Source organism: Streptomyces sp. NBC_01381 (assembly GCF_026340305.1).
Classification (GTDB): Bacteria; Actinomycetota; Actinomycetes; order Streptomycetales; family Streptomycetaceae; genus Streptomyces.
This window is the reverse complement of sequence record NZ_JAPEPI010000002.1, coordinates 105,396-123,728: the sequence shown is the minus strand read 5'-3', so window position 1 is coordinate 123,728 and position 18,333 is coordinate 105,396. Positions and strand designations below refer to the sequence as shown.

17 protein-coding genes are annotated in these 18,333 nt (G+C 71.4%); 5 read left to right on the top strand and 12 right to left on the bottom strand.

Annotation, left to right across the window (positions count from 1 at the left end; translation table 11 throughout):
- Positions 1-82: 82 nt before the first annotated feature.
- The 4 genes from OG453_RS22265 to OG453_RS22250 all read right to left on the bottom strand — a co-directional run bounded on the left by OG453_RS22265 (position 83) and on the right by OG453_RS22250 (position 3,659).
- Positions 83-760, bottom strand: coding sequence for a response regulator transcription factor (locus tag OG453_RS22265; RefSeq protein ID WP_266870136.1), 678 nt, complete (start codon positions 758-760; stop codon positions 83-85).
- Positions 761-1,915, bottom strand: a complete 1,155-nt coding sequence (locus OG453_RS22260; protein ID WP_266870134.1) for a sensor histidine kinase — start codon at positions 1,913-1,915, stop codon at positions 761-763.
- Positions 1,916-2,167: 252 nt separating this feature from the next.
- Positions 2,168-2,776 carry a DUF3017 domain-containing protein gene (locus OG453_RS22255; protein WP_266870133.1) on the bottom strand — a complete coding sequence of 203 codons (609 nt, stop codon included), beginning with the start codon at positions 2,774-2,776 and terminating at the stop codon, positions 2,168-2,170.
- A gap of 19 nt (positions 2,777-2,795) precedes the next feature.
- Positions 2,796-3,659, bottom strand: a complete 864-nt coding sequence (locus OG453_RS22250) for a bifunctional methylenetetrahydrofolate dehydrogenase/methenyltetrahydrofolate cyclohydrolase (RefSeq protein WP_266870132.1) — start codon at positions 3,657-3,659, stop codon at positions 2,796-2,798.
- 265 nt (positions 3,660-3,924) lie between these two features.
- Here OG453_RS22250 and OG453_RS22245 point away from each other — a divergent pair, with 265 nt between their 5' ends.
- From OG453_RS22245 to OG453_RS22235, 3 genes are all read left to right on the top strand, one after another.
- Complete coding sequence (locus tag OG453_RS22245; protein WP_266870130.1) at positions 3,925-4,551, top strand: hypothetical protein; 627 nt, start codon at positions 3,925-3,927, stop codon at positions 4,549-4,551.
- Positions 4,552-4,891: 340 nt separating this feature from the next.
- Positions 4,892-5,680: an FHA domain-containing protein gene (locus tag OG453_RS22240; protein WP_266873083.1), complete on the top strand. Its 789-nt coding sequence runs from the start codon at positions 4,892-4,894 to the stop codon at positions 5,678-5,680.
- Positions 5,677-6,546 carry a protein kinase gene (locus OG453_RS22235; protein WP_323178658.1) on the top strand — a complete coding sequence of 290 codons (870 nt, stop codon included), beginning with the start codon at positions 5,677-5,679 and terminating at the stop codon, positions 6,544-6,546. Before OG453_RS22240 ends, OG453_RS22235 begins: the two co-directional genes overlap by 4 nt.
- A 70-nt stretch (positions 6,547-6,616) precedes the next feature.
- Here OG453_RS22235 and OG453_RS22230 read toward each other — a convergent pair whose 3' ends face one another.
- The 3 genes from OG453_RS22230 to purN all read right to left on the bottom strand — a co-directional run bounded on the left by OG453_RS22230 (position 6,617) and on the right by purN (position 9,352).
- Positions 6,617-7,006 (bottom strand): hypothetical protein, encoded by a 390-nt coding sequence (locus OG453_RS22230; protein WP_266870128.1) that lies wholly within the window; start codon positions 7,004-7,006, stop codon positions 6,617-6,619.
- Between the two features lie 151 nt (positions 7,007-7,157).
- Positions 7,158-8,726: a bifunctional phosphoribosylaminoimidazolecarboxamide formyltransferase/IMP cyclohydrolase gene (purH, locus tag OG453_RS22225; RefSeq protein ID WP_266870126.1), complete on the bottom strand. Its 1,569-nt coding sequence runs from the start codon at positions 8,724-8,726 to the stop codon at positions 7,158-7,160.
- Positions 8,723-9,352: a phosphoribosylglycinamide formyltransferase gene (purN, locus tag OG453_RS22220; RefSeq protein WP_266870124.1), complete on the bottom strand. Its 630-nt coding sequence runs from the start codon at positions 9,350-9,352 to the stop codon at positions 8,723-8,725. Before purN ends, purH begins: the two co-directional genes overlap by 4 nt.
- Before the next feature lie 254 nt (positions 9,353-9,606).
- On the opposite strand from purN, the gene OG453_RS22215 reads away from it, so the two are divergent.
- Positions 9,607-10,467 carry a hypothetical protein gene (locus OG453_RS22215; RefSeq protein WP_266870122.1) on the top strand — a complete coding sequence of 287 codons (861 nt, stop codon included), beginning with the start codon at positions 9,607-9,609 and terminating at the stop codon, positions 10,465-10,467.
- Between the two features lie 294 nt (positions 10,468-10,761).
- On the opposite strand, the gene OG453_RS22210 is transcribed toward OG453_RS22215, so the two are convergent.
- On the bottom strand, positions 10,762-12,255 hold the full coding sequence (locus OG453_RS22210) for a DUF6350 family protein (protein WP_266870121.1): 1,494 nt from the start codon (positions 12,253-12,255) through the stop codon (positions 10,762-10,764).
- 158 nt (positions 12,256-12,413) lie between these two features.
- Here OG453_RS22210 and OG453_RS22205 point away from each other — a divergent pair, with 158 nt between their 5' ends.
- Positions 12,414-13,550 carry a helix-turn-helix domain-containing protein gene (locus tag OG453_RS22205; protein WP_266870120.1) on the top strand — a complete coding sequence of 379 codons (1,137 nt, stop codon included), beginning with the start codon at positions 12,414-12,416 and terminating at the stop codon, positions 13,548-13,550.
- A 115-nt stretch (positions 13,551-13,665) separates the two neighbouring features.
- Here OG453_RS22205 and sucD read toward each other — a convergent pair whose 3' ends face one another.
- The 4 genes from sucD to OG453_RS22185 form a co-directional block, all read right to left on the bottom strand.
- Positions 13,666-14,550: a succinate--CoA ligase subunit alpha gene (gene sucD, locus OG453_RS22200; protein ID WP_030779547.1), complete on the bottom strand. Its 885-nt coding sequence runs from the start codon at positions 14,548-14,550 to the stop codon at positions 13,666-13,668.
- Between the two features lie 21 nt (positions 14,551-14,571).
- The gene (sucC, locus tag OG453_RS22195) at positions 14,572-15,750 is read right to left on the bottom strand and encodes an ADP-forming succinate--CoA ligase subunit beta (RefSeq protein WP_266870118.1); all 1,179 of its coding nucleotides are present in this window, start codon (positions 15,748-15,750) and stop codon (positions 14,572-14,574) included.
- A 390-nt stretch (positions 15,751-16,140) separates the two neighbouring features.
- Positions 16,141-17,151, bottom strand: a complete 1,011-nt coding sequence (locus OG453_RS22190; protein ID WP_266870116.1) for a hypothetical protein — start codon at positions 17,149-17,151, stop codon at positions 16,141-16,143.
- 131 nt (positions 17,152-17,282) lie between these two features.
- Positions 17,283-18,203, bottom strand: a complete 921-nt coding sequence (locus tag OG453_RS22185; RefSeq protein ID WP_266870114.1) for a hypothetical protein — start codon at positions 18,201-18,203, stop codon at positions 17,283-17,285.
- Between the last annotated feature and the right edge of the window lie 130 nt (positions 18,204-18,333).

Genomic DNA, 18,333 nt, shown 5'->3' with positions numbered 1-18,333 from the left:
CACGGCAGCGCGGTCCCACACCACCACAGCGGCGCCCGTCCTCATCGGGGGAGAGGACGGGCGCCGCTTCACGCGTCCGGGGTCAGCGGGCGTCGCCGGGCGTGACGAGCCCCGTCTCGTACGCCACCACCACGGCCTGCGCCCTGCTGTCGAGGTCGAGTTTGCTCATCGTGCGGTTGAGGTGGGTCTTGACGGTGGCCTCGCTGATGTAGAGGCGGTCGGCGATGTCCGCGTTGGACAGGCCGCGCGCGATCAGCTTCAGGACCTCGACCTCGCGCAACGTCAAGGCCTCCAGATCCGCCGGAGGTTGGGGCGACGCACCGTCGGCACCGGCCTGCCGGGCGAACGCCTCGACGAGGCGGCAGGTGACACTGGGCGCGAACAGCGCGTCGCCGCCGCCGACCGCGGCCACCGCGGCGAGCAGCCGCTCGGGCCCCGAGTCCTTGAGCAGAAAGCCGGAGGCTCCCGCGCGCAGCGCCCCGTACACGTACTCGTCGAGGTCGAAGGTGGTCAACACCAGGACGCGCGGGGCCGGTTCGGGCGCCTCGGCGAGGATCTTCTCGGTGGCCACGATGCCGCTCATGCCAGGCATGCGGATGTCCATCAGGATCACATCGGGCCGGGTCGTCGCGGCGAGCTCGACCGCCTCGGCGCCGTCGCCGGCCTCGCCGACGACGTCGACGCCCGGCGCGGCACGCAGCAGCCCCACAAGGCCCGCCCGGATGAGGAACTGGTCGTCGACGACGAGAACCCTGGTCATTTAAGTCGCGCCGTCCCCCTGCGGTGCGGCCTGCGCGGAGGTCGGCAGGGTAAGCCGCACGGCGAACCCTCCCTCGCTCAGCGGGCCGATGCTGATCGTCCCGCCGTAGAGCTTGGCCCGCTCCCGCATCCCAATCAAGCCGTGGCCGCTCCCCCCGCCCACTCTGTCCAGAATCACCCCCTCCCCGTCGTCCGTGACCGAAACCGTCACGTGGTGCCGCTCATAACGGAGTTCGACGACCGCCGCGGCGCCCTGAGCGTGTTTCAGTACGTTGGTGAGCGCCTCCTGGACCACGCGGTACGCGCAGAGTTCGACGCCAGGCGCCAGCTGCCGCGGCGTCCCCTCGATGCGCAGCTCGACGGCGACTCCCCCGGCCCGCACCCGCTCGACCATCTCGCCGAGCCGCGCAAGCCCCGGCATCGGCGCGTCGGGCGGTTCGTCGCCGTCCTCCTGCGCCCGCAGCACCCGCAGCATCCGGCGCAGCTCCTCCAGTGCCTCGCCGCTGGTGCCTGAGATGGTGGAGAGCGCGGCGTGCGCGGTGGCCGGGTCGGAGGCGAAGACGAACTTCGCGAGGCCCGCCTGCACGGATATCACCGACATGTGATGGGCCACGACGTCGTGCAACTCCCTTGCGATGCGCCCGCGTTCCTCCGCGACCTCGCGCCGTGCGCGCTCGTCCTGCTCGCGCTTCAACTGGCGGGCCAGTTCGGCGGACCTGCGCGCCACATGTCCGAACCGCCACAGCACGAGCGCGAATCCGACGGCCTGCCCGACGACGGACGCCATCGACGCGCCGTCGCTCACCAGGCCCGCGTAGATCCAGACGGCGCTCATCAGCGCGGCGCAGGGCACGGAGACGCGGTCGGGCCGCAGGGAGGCGACCGTGTAGACGGTGAGCATGGGCGCGAAGGTGTTCACCACGGGCCAGTAGCCGGCGGCGACATAACCGATCCACACCCCGTGGACGAGGAGCAGCACTGCGAGCGGCGCCCTGCTCCGGAACACCACGGGGACATTGGCGAGGACGACCAACGCATGGCCGGGCGCGTCGAGTTCGGGCCACCCCTGGCGCGGCGACTCCTGCCCGAGCAGTACGGCGACCGTCGTCAGGGCGGCCGCGATCGCCACGTCGGCGACGAGAGGGCGGATCCGCATCGCCGCAGCGTAGCGCCGGGGCGGGCGGCCGAACGTCAAACTTCCGCGGTACAGCGGAAGTTGCAGGAACCGGCGGGCTACCGCGCCGGGTGCGGCCGAACGTCAACCCGTGACGGGACGACGGGGCCGCCGCGCCGCCGGTAGTTTCCCGGACGGGATGACACGGCGGCCCGCACTCATGGGGGGGGAGAGTGCGGGCCGCCGTGTGTGCTCGCGCGCGGTGCCTGTCGTGCCTGTCGCGCCTGTCGCGCCTCAGGTGGTGATCGTGCGGTGCAGCGTGTCGCTGAGGAACGGGATCTCCAGCCACGGCCGCGGCTGTGCCATCAGCGCGAGCAGCACGATGGCGACGCCAAGCACGCCGTACGTCACCATGTCCGTGAAGCGCGAACGCACCGCCAGCATGCCGACGTCGGGCAGCGCCCAGCGCAGCACGGCACCCGCGATCAACGCGACGCCGATCAGTATCGTGCCGACGCGGAACACGTCGAGTGCGGTGAGCAGCAGCCCGATCGCCACCGTCGCTATCACCACGAGCAGCGGCCACTGGCGGGCGGGCGCGGGCGCGTCACCGCTCGCGGCACGGCCGCCGCCCTCGGGCCGCGCGGTGTCGCGGGTGAAGAGCGGGAAGCGCCGCGAGGTCCGCTTGACCTGCCCGCCGGCACCGGCGGCGACGTGTCCCTCGGCCTGACCCGCAGCGGTCTCCCCCTCGGTCTGCGGCTCGGTCTGCGGCTCGGACGCCCCGTCCCTCGGCTCGGACTCGGCAGCCTGCGGTTCGGACGCCGCGGCCCCGCTCTCATCAGAGTCGTCCGGCCCGGGCGACGACGCCGCCGCTCCGTTCCCGCCCTTCGCGCCTACGCTCATGGGCTCGCCCTCTTCCCGGTCAGCTCGCGGCAGCGGCAGCGCGCTCGGCCGCCTCGACGACGTTGACGAGCAGTTGGGCACGCGTCATCGGGCCGACACCGCCCGGGTTCGGCGAGATCCACCCGGCGACCTCGTAGACGTCCGGGTGCACATCGCCGACGATCTTGCCGGTCTCGTCGCGCGAGACGCCGACGTCCAAGACCGCGACGCCCGGCTTCACGTCCTCGGCCTTGATCAGGTGCGGGACGCCCGCGGCGGCCACGATGATGTCGGCCTTCTTGAGGTGGTACGCCAGGTCGCGCGTGCCGGTGTGGCACTGCGTCACCGTCGCGTTCTCGGAGCGGCGGGTGAGCAGCAGCGGCATCGAGCGGCCGATCGTCACGCCGCGGCCGACGACCACGACCTCCGCGCCGTTGATCTCCACGCCGTGCTGACGGAGCAGCGTGATCACGCCGTTCGGCGTGCAGGGCAGCGGGGCCGGCTCGTTGAGGACGAGGCGGCCGAGGTTCATCGGGTGCAGGCCGTCGGCGTCCTTGGCCGGATCCATCAGCTCGAGGATGCGGTTCTCGTCGATGCCCTTGGGCAGCGGGAGCTGCACGATGTAGCCGGTGCAGGCGGGGTCCTCGTTGAGGTCGCGGACGACGGCCTCGATCTCGTCCTGCGTCGCGGTGGCGGGCAGTTCGCGCTGGATGGAGGCGATGCCGACCTGCGCGCAGTCGCGGTGCTTGCCCGCGACGTACTTCTGGCTGCCCGGGTCGTCACCGACCAGGACGGTGCCGAGTCCGGGGGTGATGCCCTTCTCCTTGAGGGCCGCCACGCGGACGGCCAGTTCGGACTTGATCGCAGCTGCGGTGGCCTTGCCATCGAGAATCTGGGCGGTCATGACCCCATCTTCCCGGATGAGGCCCGCCCGGTACCAATCAGGGCTCCCCCGCGCCCCGCCTGTGTCCCAGCTGTGTCCCGAGACCTGACCAGCTCTGTTGCACTTGCACAACACATACGGAATGCGGCTGGACAAATAAGCCCGGGCTAAAGAACGATATGCGGCACAGTGCCGCGGGCAGTGTCGGGGGGACGGACCGCATCTGTAGAACTTCCTCCGTGATGTGCCGCGTCGTCCCCGCACTACCCGACGGAGGAAGACCGCCATGAGTTACGGCGACCCGAACAACCCTTACGGGCAGCCGCCCCAGCAGCCCCCGGCCGCTCCCGGATACGGCTATCCCCAGCAGGCCCCTCCGGGCGTCCCGCCGCAGCAGGGCTACGGCTACCCGCAGCAGCCGGCCTACCCCGGTTACCCGGGCGGGAACATGATGCCGCAGACGATGCCGGGGCTCCTCGTGACGGCCCGCGTATTCCTGTTCCTGATCTCCGCGGTGCAGATCATCTTCGCGATCATCTACCTCTACGTGGGTGCGATCGCGAGCGACGCCGGCGACAGCGGCGAGGACCTGGGCCTCACCGGCATGGGTGAGGCAGGTGACGCGGTCGCCGGTATCGCCATCATCGGCGCGCTGATCGCCGCCGCGCTCGCGACGCTCTCGATCACGCTCGGCGTGAAGTTCAGCCGCGGCGGCCAGGGCGTCCGTATCACCACGGTCATCTATGGCGCGCTCGGCGGCATCGTCGGTCTGATCGGCCTCTTCGTCGGCCTCGACTCCGGGTTCGCGACCGCGATCATCGGCCCGCTGATCTGGGTGACGTTCGCCGTCATCATCACGATCGCGCCGGTCGTGCCCAGCGGCACCGCCTGGTTCGCCCGCCCCCGCTACTGAAGCGAGCGGCGACCGCGCACAGCACGCACACTCACGGGCCGTGTCACCCTCACGAGGGGGGGCACGGCCCGTGGGTTGTCGCGCCACGCCGACCTCGCGCCACGCCGACCTCGCGTCGCCCCGACCTCGCGTCGCCCCGACCTCGCGTCGCCCCGACCTCGCGTCGCCCCGACCTCGCGTCGCCCCGCGCAGCATCTGGTTCTCCCCCGACGGACTCGGCCTTTGCACTGAGCCGCAACACCATGGCCTGCCGCGCTCCCCTCGGTCATCGTTCTGTGGGCGTCGGACGGCCGTCCGAGAACGGCGACGGCGCGCCGCATGAAACGGGGGAAGAATGACCATGTTCAGCATCATCGTCGTACCACCGGGTCCACAGATCCGGCTCGCACCCGGCGAGTGCCTCGGCTTCGGGCGGGGCGAACAGGCTGCCCAGGGCCGGACCCCCCAGCGTCCGTCCCCGCACGACGGACGCTGGCTGGCCCTTCCGCACGACGGCGTTTCCCGCAACGCGGGCGTGGTGACCGCGAGCGGGGAGTACTGGTCCCTGACCAATCTGAGCCGCCACCAGACCTACGTCGTGGAGAACCCGGAAGGCGCGGGCGAGCACATCAAGGTCGCGCCGGGACGGACCGAGGCACCCGTCCCCTTCGAGTTCGCCCGGGTCGTCCTGCCTGCCGCGGAGGAGCTGATCAGCTTCGACGTTTGGGCCCCGCGGCACAGCTACCACTCGGACGGGCAGGGCGAGTGCCCGGATCAGGACACCACCGCGCCGGCCTTCCCCCTCGACCGCTCCAAGCGCTACTTCCTCGCGCTCGCCGCCCTGTGCGAGCCACGGCTGCGCGGCGAACCCTACGCACCGCTGCCCACCAGCCGGCAGCTGCTCACCCGATTACGGCCGGTCTGGCCCACCGTCAACCGCACGGCGCTGCAGTGGAACATCGACTACCTGGCGGTGAAGCTGCGCCTCAAACCGGCCCCGGAGGCGGCCGAGAGCGGCGGTCGGCACCACAGCAAGAAGGAGACCCTGGCCGCGCTCGCCCTACGCTTCGATCTCGTGTACGAGGACGACCTCGACCTGCTCCGCCCTGAGCCCGACCGTGCCCTGCTCTCCGTGGAGCCGGGCCGGTGACCTCTGTGCCGGTCGGCTACCGGATCGGCGCGTGGGAGGTCGGTGCGCGGATCTCCGCGGGCGCGTTCGCCCGTGTGTACGCGGGGCGGCGGGTACCGGAGGACCCACTGTTCCCTCGCCCGGTGGCGCTCAAGTTTCTTCCCACCGGCGCCAGTTCACCGCGTCGGCGGAGCTCGCTGCGGGAGCTCGTCCAGCGCGAGGTGCAGCTGCTGCGCGCCGTGCGCGGGCCGCGGCTCATCAGGATGTACGACTCGCTGACGGTGACGGATGCGGCGCATCCCCACCTCGACGGCGCCACGGTGCTGGCCCTTGAACGGGCGGCGCATTCGCTCGATGTGGTCCTTGAGCGGCAACAGGAGCCCGTATCAGGAGAGTTGCTCACTCACATCTGTGAGGGTCTGGCCCAGCTGCACGGGGCGGGCTGGGTGCACGGCGATCTCAAACCCGGAAACGTCCTGCTGATGCCGGACGGCACGGCGCGGCTCGCCGACTTCAACCTCGCGGCGCAGCTGGAGGGTTCGTACGCCTACGCGCCCGCCTTCCGCACCACACGGTTCACACCACCCGAGCTCATCTGGGCGGAGTGCACCGAGCGAGGACATCCGATCCGTACCACCACGGACATCTGGGCGTTCGGCATGCTGGCCCATCTGGCACTGACCGGCGCCTCTCCGTTCCCCGGCGGCACCCCGTCGGCGACGCTGAAAGCCACGGTCGGCTACGCGCGCGGCAGCGAACCGCTGCGCCTGTCACCCCGGCTCCCGGCCGCCTGGCGGGAGATCATCACCGACTGCCTGGCTCCTACCCACGAGCTGCGCGCCCGGCACGACGCCCGGAGCCTGCTGCGCAGAGTGGCTGCGGCGTAAGACGGAGAAGGCCCCGCCCGGTGCGCATGACCGGGCGGGGCCGCTCCTCAACGCGTCATCGGACTCCGGCTCAGCGCGCGCCCCAGACCTTCGCGTAGGTCTTGGTGGCCTTGTGCCAACCGGTGTCGAAGTTCTTGGTGCCGTAGGTCTTGTACGTGTGCGAGTGGTTGCTCGGCTTGAAGAGGATCTTCCCGTAGACGGGCTTGCCGTTCGCCCGGGTGTCCTTGAGGGTGCCGTACACCTTCTTGTACTTGTTGCCGCCCACGGTCTTCGTGCAGACCTTCCAGTACAGCTTGCCCACACTGCTCGTGACGGGCCGCTGGTTCGCGCAGGCAGCCGCAGCCGAACTGCCGCTCCGCGCGCTGGTGGTGCCGGTGTCCGCGGCAAACGCCGCCGGCCCCGCGAACGCGGTCGCGCCCACGGCCGCCGCGCTGATCAGAGCCATCCGTGCCTTGCTCATGAACTCTCCTCGTTCCGCATCTCGGGCGGTCGAGCCCGCCCCCGTTCGGTGCTTGTTCAGCATCTGCGGAATCGAGAAGAGCCGGTACCTCACAACTGTCAGGAGCGCGGCGCCCGTTCGCCGAACCGTCGAACGGGCGCCCAGCGGCGGCTCAGTGGAAGAAGTGCCGCGTACCCGTGAAGTACATGGTCACTCCGGCCTTCCGCGCGGCCTCGATGACCAGCTCGTCGCGGACCGAACCGCCGGGCTGGACCACGGCCTTGACGCCCGCCTCGGTGAGGATCTCCAGGCCGTCGGGGAACGGGAAGAACGCGTCGGACGCGGCGTACGCGCCGTGCGCGCGCTCGGCGCCCGCCCGCTCGACGGCAAGCTTCGCGGAGTCGACGCGGTTGACCTGGCCCATGCCGACGCCGACCGATGCGCCGTCCTTGGCGAGCAGGATCGCGTTGGACTTCACCGCGCGGGACGCCTTCCAGGCGAACTCAAGCTCGGCGAGCTCGCCCGGGTTCAGGGCATCGCCCGTGGCCAGCGTCCAGTTGGCCGGGTTGTCGCCGTCGGCCTGCAGCCGGTCGGTGACCTGGAGCAGCGCGCCGCCGTCGATCTGCTTGACCTCGACCGCGTTGGACGGCGCCCGGTGGGCGCGCAGGACGCGGATGTTCTTCTTCTTGGTGAGGGCTTCGAGCGCGCCGTCCTCGTACTCGGGCGCGACGATGACCTCGGTGAAGATCTCGGCGACCTGCTCGGCCATCTCCTTGGTGACCGGACGGTTCACGGCGATCACACCGCCGAACGCGGAGAGCGGGTCACAGGCGTGCGCCTTGCGGTGCGCCTCGGCGACGTTCCCGCCGATCGCGATGCCGCACGGGTTGGCGTGCTTGATGATCGCGACGCAGGGGTCGGCGTGGTCGTACGCGGCACGGCGCGCGGCGTCCGTGTCCGTGTAGTTGTTGTACGACATCTCCTTGCCGTGCAGCTGCTCGGCTTCGGCGAGGCCGCCATTGCCGTCGACGTAGAGGGCCGCGTTCTGGTGCGGGTTCTCGCCGTAGCGCAGGACGTTCTTGCGGCCGTAGGCGCTGCCGAGGAAATCGGGGAAGGCCGAGCCGTCGGCGGCGTAGTCGTCCGCGAACCAGGAGGCGACCGCGAGGTCGTACTCGGCGGTGTGCCGGAACGCCTCGGCTGCCAGGCGCTTGCGCGCGGTCAGGTCGAAACCGCCGTCACGGACCGCGGCGAGCACGTCGGCGTACCGGGAAGGGCTCGTGATGACCGACACCGAGGGGTGGTTCTTGGCGGCGGCGCGGACCATCGACGGGCCGCCGATGTCGATCTGCTCGACGCACTCGTCGGGCGTCGCGCCCGACGCCACGGTCGCCTTGAAGGGGTAGAGGTTCACGACGACCAGCTGGAACGGCTCGATGCCGAGGTCGGCGAGCTGCCGCTGGTGGTCCTCCAGGCGCAGGTCGGCGAGGATCCCGGCGTGCACGCGCGGGTGCAGCGTCTTGACCCGGCCGTCCAGGCACTCGGGGAACCCTGTCAGCTCCTCGACCTTGGTGACGGGCACCCCGGCGGCGGCGATCTTCGCGGCGGTCGAACCGGTCGAGACGAGCTCGACGCCGCCCTCGTGCAGCCCGCGCGCGAGCTCCTCGAGCCCGGTCTTGTCATAGACGCTGATGAGCGCGCGCTTGATCGGGCGCTGCGAACCGTGCGTACCTTCGGCGGTCACGGGATAAGTACCTTTCGTCCCTCAATGCGGTAGCCGTTGCGGGCCAGACGCCCCACGACATCGACGAGCAGCCTTCGCTCGACTTCCTTGATGCGCTCGTGCAGAGCGCTCTCGTCGTCCTCATCCCCGACCGGGACCACGCCCTGGGCGATGATCGGGCCGGTGTCGACGCCGTCGTCGACGAAGTGGACGGTGCATCCCGTGACCTTCGCGCCGTACGCGAGCGCGTCGCGCACACCGTGGGCCCCGGGGAAGCTGGGCAGCAGGGCGGGGTGCGTGTTCACGAACCGGCCGCCGAACCGTGCGAGGAATTCCTTCCCCACGATCTTCATGAACCCGGCCGACACGACCAGGTCGGGCTCGAACGCGGCCGTGGCCTCGGCGAGCGCCGCGTCCCACGCGGCGCGGTCCGCGTGGTCCTTGACCCGGCACACGAAGGTGGGGATCCCGGCCCGCTCGGCCCGCTCAAGACCCGCGATGCCCTCGCGGTCCGCGCCGACGGCGACGATCTCGGCTCCGTAGCCCGTCGTCCCGTCCGTCGCGATCTTGTCGAGCAGAGCCTGCAGATTCGTGCCTGATCCGGAGACCAGCACGACGAGGCGCTTGGCCACAGGGCTCTTGGCCACAGCGGGGCCCTTTCTCGGGAGGTGCGTCTTGTACGGCGGCTCTGTACGGCAGCTTTGTACGGTCATACAAAGGCTTCGTGCCCCGCGATACGGGGAACTCTACGAAGCGGCCGACCGTCAGCAACGATACCGGCACACGGAGGCGCCCCTCACGGGACGGGGGCGCGGCCGGAAGGTAGCGTCTGCTCCACGGCGCCATGCCGCTACCGAAGCTCGTACACAGCTCGCTCGACCAAGGGGAAGACGCACACCTGATGCCGGACCGTAGCCTCCGCCTCCCGCTGTCCTTCGCGTTCGGGTTGACGCACGGAGGGGAGCGCGGCTCGACGCTGCTGCGCGACGGCCGCCCGTCGTCCCCGCCGCAGGACTCCCAGGACTCCGGCTCTTCGGACTCTTCGGACTCTTCGGGGTCGTCGGGGTCGTCGGGCTCCTCCGGCGACAAGAAGGACGACAACCCCTTCGCGCCGCCGCCCGAGGGCACCCCCGACCAGCCGTGGCGCCCGCGCCCCGGCAACGGCGGCGACTCTCCCGACCAGGGCAACTCCCCCTGGGGCAGCCAGTGGAGCGACCGGCAGCCCGGCCGCTCCCAGGGCGGCTTCGGCGAGCGGCCCGGCCAGCAAGGGTCCGGCCCCGACGGTCCTTCCGGCTCGGGTTCTGGCGGCTCCGGCTCCGGTATGCGCTGGGACCCGACCGACCCGGCCCAGCGCCGCGCGCGTTACGCCCTGCTCTCCGGCATGTGGGCCTTCTTCTTCGCGCTCTTCGGCTGGCGGTACGTCGCACTGCTCCTCGGCGCGTTGGCGCTGCACTGGGGCATCAGCTCGCTGCGGGCGAAGCCGAAGGCTCCGGACCCGACGGCTCCGGCTCCCGCCCCCGCTCCCGCCAAGCAGGGGCCTGCGGCCGACGCCTCGAGCACGAAGCCGCAGACGACCGCGGCGATCAGTGGCCTGGTGACGGCTTCGCTCGCGCTGGCGATGGTGGCGGCGACGTTTGCCGCGCAGCTGGTGTACCGGGACTACTACACGTGCGTGAACGACGCGCTGACGACCACGTCGAAGCAGTCCTGCGAGGATCTCCTGCCGGAGGAGCTGCGGCCGTTGCTCGCGGACCGGGACTGATCCCCCTCGGCGGTCGCCCTTTTTTCCCGCCCACCCACCCGATCACCCCGCAGCGCAGGGCCCGATTACCCGGCGGCGCCCACCCCCGCCCCGCCCCCGCACCCGCCCCCGCTGTGGGCGGGCGGGCTCAGAGGCGGTCCTCTCGGCCACCCGCCCCCGCACCCGCCCCCCGCCGTGTGCGGGCGAGCTCAGGAACGGCCCTCCCGGCGGCCACCCACCCCCGCCCCCGCTGTGGGCAGGCGTTCCGCAGGGCGGAACGGGTGGGCACAGCCCTTGCCGCCGGGTGTCGATGGTTCAGAGGGGAGGGGGAGAGCCCTCCCCCGCCTCCCGCAGCGCGGTCCAGCGGGCCTCGCGGGCGACGTCCCCGTGCCAGTCGCCGCCGCCCGGCAGGAAGTCGTACGGCTCGAACTCCGCGGGCCGCGGAGCGGCAACCTCCGGTGCAGGAGCGACCCGGCGACGAGGCAACCGCACGCGGGGCAAGCGAAGCCACCGCAGAGCAACCCGCAGCCTCCACGCCCGCACGACCAACGCCCCCGGCACCCCGATCCCCACGGTCCAGGCCACCGCCGCACCCCCCGCCTGCCACCACACCGGCCCGAACTCCGCGAGAACGGCCACCCCCATCGGCCCACCCGCCAGCGCGGCAAGCACCGCCACGGCCACCCCGCACAGCACCGCCGCCGCCCCCGCGACCAGCGCCGTCCACCGTCGCGACCACGCCTCGTCCCGCTCCCCGTACGCAGGCGCCGCCTCCCGCACCGTGAACCACGCGACCGCGCAGCCCGCCACCACCGGCACCACCCCCGCCGCCCAGGTCAGCGGCGACCCAGGCCCTTCCCCCGGCACCGCCGCCAGCAGCGGAAACGCCGGCAGCAGCGGCCCCGCACCCACGGCGAGCGGCCCCGCCACGCTCCCCGTACCCAGCGCGAAGCCCGGCCCGAGCCCGTACGCCGCACCCCACACCGCCGCGTTCGGCGCCAGCGCCACCGCGAGAAGCAGCACCGCGAACCGCCCCGACCACACGTCCGTGACCGTCGCGAACGCCTCCCGGACCAGCCCCCCGTGCAGCACGAGCGACACCGCCACGAGCAGCGCGCCACCGCCGACGAGCACCAGCGCCCCCGCCGCCGCGGCCCGCGTGACGGCCAGCAGATATCGGCGTACGAAGAAGGGACGTACCCCTTCGGGAAGAGCGCCCAGGGCACGCGTCGCCAGGCCCGGCAGCGGCTGCCGCGGCCGCCCGTGCGCCGTCCACACGCCCACCGCCCCCGCGACCGCCGCCACCAGCGGCACCTGCACGGCCGCGCTCACCCACGACGGCCGCAGCTCACCCCCTGCGGCGTACAGCGTCGCCGCCGCACCCACCAGCAGATAGCCGCCGACCACCCCGCACCACGCGGTCCGCACCGCCATCGCCCGCCCCTCCGGATCCGCCGCGTCCCGCGCCGCCCGGTGCACGAGCCAGCCCGGAAGCGCCACCAGGAGCAGCGGGGTCACGCCGACCGGCGCGGGCACCCCGGAGAGCGTGTCCGTCCTGATCAGCTCCGTGCCGTGGGCGATCAGCCACACCGCGGCCGCGACGTGCAGCGCCCCGCCGGGCCCGCTGTCCGGATACGGCGAGCTGATCCACAGCACCATCACCAGGACGGCGAACGAACCGAGCCCGAGCCCGGCCGCGACCGCCCCGCCGAACAGGCAGGTCGCCAGTCCGGGTGAGCGGTCGCGCGCCCGCTCCAACAGCGGCTTCAGGGGCGGCAACGAAGAGCTGAGGTGGGTGATTTGAGTCACGCCGCCATGCTCCCAACGACACGCGCTTTATCCCCGTAACAGGCGAATACCCGATGTGTCGCTCAAGATACGTTTATGTACTTTTTCGTACGGCGAATCAGCTGCGCCCGGCTGCCCGCCGCACGACGGCACACGGCCCCCGGCGCGGAGAGTCCGACATGACCCAGAGCCCTGCTACCCCGTTGCCGTCCCCCAAGGAATGTCGGCGACTGCGCGAGGCAAAGTCCCTGAGCCAGGCGGAGATCGCGGCAAAGGTGGGCGTCACCAAGGAAACCGTCCGCTCCTGGGAATCGGGCCGCACCACCCCACGCGGCCGCAGACGCGACATCTACGCGAAACTCCTGGCGACGTTCGCAGCGGAGCAACAGCCGGCCGCCTCTGTCGCACGGCGGAACGGGCGGGCACAACGCACCCTGCCGAGCACCGCCAAGAGCAACGGCAGGCCGACACCCCGCGCAGTGGCGGTAGCCACGCCAGAACCCCCGCCCGCCAAGACCCTCACCCCCGCGGAAGCCTTCGACGCCCTCTGCGCGACCTGCGCCCCCGTCCTGGTCCGCCAGACCTACCTCCTCACCGGCCGCCGCACCCTCGCCCAGGAATCCGTGGAACGCGCCTTCCAGCTCGCCTGGCAGCGCTGGCCCGAGGTGGCGGTCGACCGCGACCCCGCGAGCTGGGTCCGCGCGGCGGCGTACGAGTACGCCATGTCGCCCTGGCACCGCCTGCGCCCCACCCACCGGCATCCGGAAGCCCCGCCCGCCGAACCGGCCGACCGCGCGTTCCTCGACGTACTGATGAGCCTGCCGCCCGCACAGCGGCGCACCCTGCTGCTCTACGACGGCGTGGGCCTCGACCTGCCGGAGACGGCGGCCGAGACGGAGGCGAGCACGCCCGCGGCGGCCAACCGGCTGCTGCGCGCGCACGAGACGATCACCGAGAAGATCCCGGAGCTCGCGGCGACCCCGGACGCCCTGCACCGGCGTCTGAGCGAACTCTGCAAGGCAGAGAAGCTGCAGCCCCCGAAGGCGGACCGGGTACGCACCGGAAGCGAACACCGCGCCCGCCTCTGGACCCGCGCCGCGATCGCCTTCACGGCCCTGATCATCGGCGCGACGGCCCTGACCCTGCGCACGGCCCCCACCCACTACGAGCCCCCGCAGTCCCCGGGCAAGGCCATCAACGGAGTCCCGCCGAGAATGGGCCCGGGCCCGTTGTCGTACGAGGAGCAGTCCCTCCACAAGAAGCTCCGCGAGGGCTTGTCGACCGGCCCGGAACGCCTGATGCCGCGGGCGAAATAGGCGCCCCTTTAGGGGCGCGGGGAACTGCGCGACAAGCCACAACGAACCCGCAGACAAAGGTGGGCCCGCACCTCAAAAGAGATGCGGGCCCACCTTCAACAGCTCAGGTCAAGCTTCAGCCGGCCAGAATCGCCCGCGCAAGCTTGGCCGTCTCGGTCGGCGTCTTGCCGACCTTGACCCCGGCGGCCTCAAGGGCCTCCTTCTTGGCCTGTGCGGTGCCAGAAGAGCCGGAGACGATGGCGCCGGCGTGGCCCATGGTCTTGCCCTCGGGGGCGGTGAAGCCCGCGACGTAGCCGACGACCGGCTTCGTCACGTTGGCCTTGATGTAGTCCGCCGCACGCTCCTCGGCGTCGCCGCCGATCTCGCCGATCATGACGATCAGGTCGGTGTCGGGGTCGGCCTCGAACGCCTCGAGGGCGTCGATGTGCGTCGTACCGATGACCGGGTCGCCACCGATGCCGACGGCCGACGAGAAGCCGATGTCACGGAGCTCGTACATCATCTGGTACGTCAGCGTGCCGGACTTCGAGACCAGGCCGATGCGGCCCGGCTTCGTGATGTCGCCCGGGATGATGCCGGCGTTCGACTGGCCCGGGGTGATGAGACCGGGGCAGTTCGGGCCGATGATGCGGGTCTTGTTGCCCTTCGACTTCGCGTACGCCCAGAAGGCGGCGGAGTCGTGGACGGCGATGCCCTCGGTGATGACGACCGCGAGGGGGATCTCGGCGTCGATCGCCTCGACGACGGCGGCCTTGGAGAAGGCCGGCGGCACGAAGAGGACGGACACGTTGGCGCCCGTGGCCTCCATGGCCTCCTTGACCGTGCCGAAGACCGGTACCTCGGTGCCGTCGAAGTCGACCTTGGTGCCGGCCTTGCGCGGGTTCACGCCGCCGACGATGTTCGTGCCGTCACCCAGCATGAGCTTGGTGTGCTTCATGCCCGTGGCACCGGTCATGCCCTGGACGATGACCTTGCTGTCCTTGTTGAGGAAGATAGCCATGGCTGTTCTGTCCCTCGTCCCTTACTTCGCGGCCGCGAGCTCGGCGGCCTTGTCGGCCGCGCCGTCCATGGTGTCCACACGCTGCACGAGCGGGTGGTTGGCGTCGCTCAGGATCTTGCGACCCAGCTCCGCGTTGTTGCCGTCGAGGCGCACGACCAGCGGCTTGGTGACTTCCTCGCCCTTGGACTTGAGCAGCTCGAGCGCCTGGACGATGCCGTTGGCGACCTCGTCGCACGCGGTGATGCCGCCGAAGACGTTGACGAACACGGACTTGACGTCCGGGTCGCCGAGGATGATCTCCAGGCCGTTCGCCATGACCTCGGCCGAAGCGCCGCCGCCGATGTCGAGGAAGTTGGCCGGCTTGACGTTGTTGTGCGCCTCACCGGCGTACGCGACGACGTCGAGGGTGCTCATGACGAGACCCGCGCCGTTGCCGATGATGCCGACCTCGCCGTCGAGCTTGACGTAGTTGAGGTTCTTGGCCTTGGCAGCAGCCTCGAGCGGGTTGGCTGCGTCCTTGTCCTCAAGAGCCTCGTGGTCGGGCTGGCGGAAGTCGGCGTTCTCGTCGAGCGAGACCTTGCCGTCCAGGGCCAGGATGCGGCCGTCCTTGGTCTTCACCAGCGGGTTGACCTCGACGAGGAGCGCGTCCTCGGCGACGAAGGTGTCCCACAGGGTCACCATGGCCTCGGCGACACCCTCGGCCACATCGGCCGGGAACTTCGCCTGGGCCACGATCTCGCGGGCCTTCTCGATGTCAACGCCGTCGACGGCGTTGACCGGGACCTTCGCGAGGGCCTCGGGGGTCTTCTCCGCGACCTCCTCGATGTCCATGCCGCCCTGCACCGACGCCATGGCGAGGAAGGTGCGGTTGGTGCGGTCGAGGAGGTACGAGACGTAGTACTCCGCCTCGATCTCCGGGGAGAGCTCGGCGATCATCACCTTGTGGACCGTGTGGCCCTTGATGTCCATGCCGAGGATGTCCGTCGCGCGAGCGACGGCCTCGTCCGGGTTCGCCGCCAGCTTCACGCCGCCGGCCTTGCCGCGGCCACCGACCTTCACCTGCGCCTTGACGACCGACTTGCCGCCCAGCTTCTCGGTGGCCTCGCGCGCCGCCTCAGGCGTGTCGATGACTTCACCGGCCAGCACCGGTACACCGTGCTTGGCGAAGAGGTCCCTCGCCTGGTACTCGAACAGGTCCACGCGCGTCCGTCCCTTTTCCGTGATCTCGCTGCGATCTCGCTGCTTTGGTGTCAGCTGTCTGCGTGGGCGTGCCGCGGAGGGCAACGTGACTGCGCTGTCACAAGGGAGGCGTAGGACGGAGTCCGGTACGCGGCATGTCCGTCTCGCAGGTTATCGCCGAGGGAGGCGGGTCCCTAAATCGCGGATCACATTTGGGCGGTGATGACTGTCACAGATCCCGCCCTCGCCTCGCCCTCACAACCGCCCGAACGCGGAGGTGAGCGGCCCCTGTGGATCCAGGGGCCGCCCGTTTGCGCCTGTTACGGCTGGTACGACGGGTAAGGCCAGTGGTGGCACGGATACCGCCGTACGGCTGTCGCTTCCGCGATCAGGTCCTCGCGGCTCTGTGACTCAGATGCCGGACGTCGCGCCCTGGGTGGTGTTGTACGTCGCGTTGTACGCCTCTTCGTACGTCGGCAGGTAGCTCGGGGCGACCGCGTCGGTCACGCCCTGGACGCCGGTGACGGCGTTGCCGGCGAGCGCCTGCGCGTCGGGGGCGACGGTGCCGGTCAGGTCCTGCGCGAACGGCGAGACCTGGCCGACGACGTCACCGGCGAACGGCGCCACGTCGCCCGTCACGCCGTACGCCAGCTGGTCGGCGCTGCCGCCGACGCCCTGGACGACGGGCCGCACCTGGTCGGTGACGGTCTGCACGAGCGGCGAGACCGAGCCGACGACACCGCCCGCGAAGGGCTGCACGTCATCGGCGACGACACCCTGCGCGAAGGGCCCGACCTCGCCGACGACCCCACCGGCGAACGGCTGGACATCGCCGACGACGCCCTGCGCCAGGTACGTGACGTCGTTGACCGCCTGGCCCGCGACCGGCACGACGCCTGCGGCGGCGGTGGCGGCGACGGGCGGCAGCACGGCCGTGGCCGTCTCGTCGACGATCGGGGTGGCGGTGGTGGTGGCCGCGGCGGCCGTCGTGGTGGCCGTGGCGGTTGTGTTCTCCAGCTCCGGGGCGAAGGCGGAGAGCGGGCCGAAGAGGTAGTCGACGGAGTCCTCGGGGGTGCCGGCGTCGGGGGTGCGGACGTCCGGGGTGCCGGCGTCGGGGGCGTCGACGTGGGGGAGGTCTGCCTTGGGGGCGGCGGCGCGCACGTCGGCGACGGTGGACTTCGCGTCCGCGACGGTCGACTTGGCCTTGGCCCCGGCCTTCGCCTTGGCCTCGGCGGCGTCGCCCTTGACGTCGTCGACCGAGACGTCGTCGACGGTGACGTCCTCGACCGCGTCGGACGCCTGGTCCGGCAGGGCGATGGAGTGCTGCGGCAGCTCGTCCGCGCTGGCGACGGTGGAACCGAGCGCCCAGGCACCCGTGACACCGGCGGCTATGACGATGGAACGGCGGATGTTCTTGTTCATGCTTGCGTCAGATCCTTCGAATTCGAACTCTGGCTGTGGATCCGGTCAGGGGATGTTCGGAACCATCCGGGGACCGGCGGGCAGACCTGTTCCGCCCCCGCGCGGCAGGTCATCGCGGGGAAAGGGCTGCCCTAGCCAGGGAATTCGGGAATGTCCCGGTGTCTGTCGCGGAGGGACGCGGCGACCTGAGAGGCCCCGGCGTCGGCAAGGAGCCGCACCGGCGCACGGCTTTCGCCCGACGCGGCACCCGGGTCACCGTGCCGCGTCGAACTTCCGTCACCGGCCGAAGGACCGCCCAGCGTCCGCACCGGACCACCGGGCGCGGGAAGCTGCTCGTGCCCGTCGCGGAGCGCGCTTCCCGAGACGTCGCCGCCCCAGGAACCGTCACCGCACGTCAGCCGACCGACGGAGTACGCATCGCCGCTGCCGTACGAGGACCCGGCCTTCGCCGCATGGGACTTCCGCCCCTCGTGCGCCCGTGCACTCGCCTCGCTCTGGCCGCCACGCGAATCGGCGGCGCTGTCCGGCGCATCGGCCCCGGTACCGCCGTCGGCATCCTCGCCGTCACCGAGACCGGTGCCGGGCCGCGGAAACTCGGGCATGTCCGGCAGCACTCGCTCCGGGGCGCCGGCGAGAAGTCCGGTGACCTCGTCGACGACCGGACGCACGACCCCGTTCACGGCGACATCGTGTACGCCACGGACAACGGGCTCGGCGGCATCGACACCGGCACGGGCGCCGGCAGCGAGCTCACCGGGAGCTTTGCGCACCGTCGTGTATGCGGCCCGGGCCGATTCACGGACCGGCTCGGCGGAACCGTCAGGCCCCGCCGCAGCCGCCGACTCCTCGCCCACGGACGTGTCGGCCGACCGCGCGGACTCCACGCGATCCGGAGCCGGCAGCCCATCGGCCGCCTGCGCCCGCTCACCGCAGAGGAAACCGAGCGCGAGCAACCCCGCCAGCAGCAGCACCACTTGCAGCGCACGCCGCCCGGCCACCGCGCGCACCATGCGCACAGCGGCATCGGGCAGAACGACTGCTGCGGAGGTCAAGATGAGGTGGTTCCTCTGCTGGGCGGGGCGGGGACGCGGATATCGGCGGGCCGGGACACGGAGCGCGATGCTCCGGGAGTGAAGCCCGCCGATCCTCGCACGGGCCGCCCGCCATCGCGCAAGTCCCCTG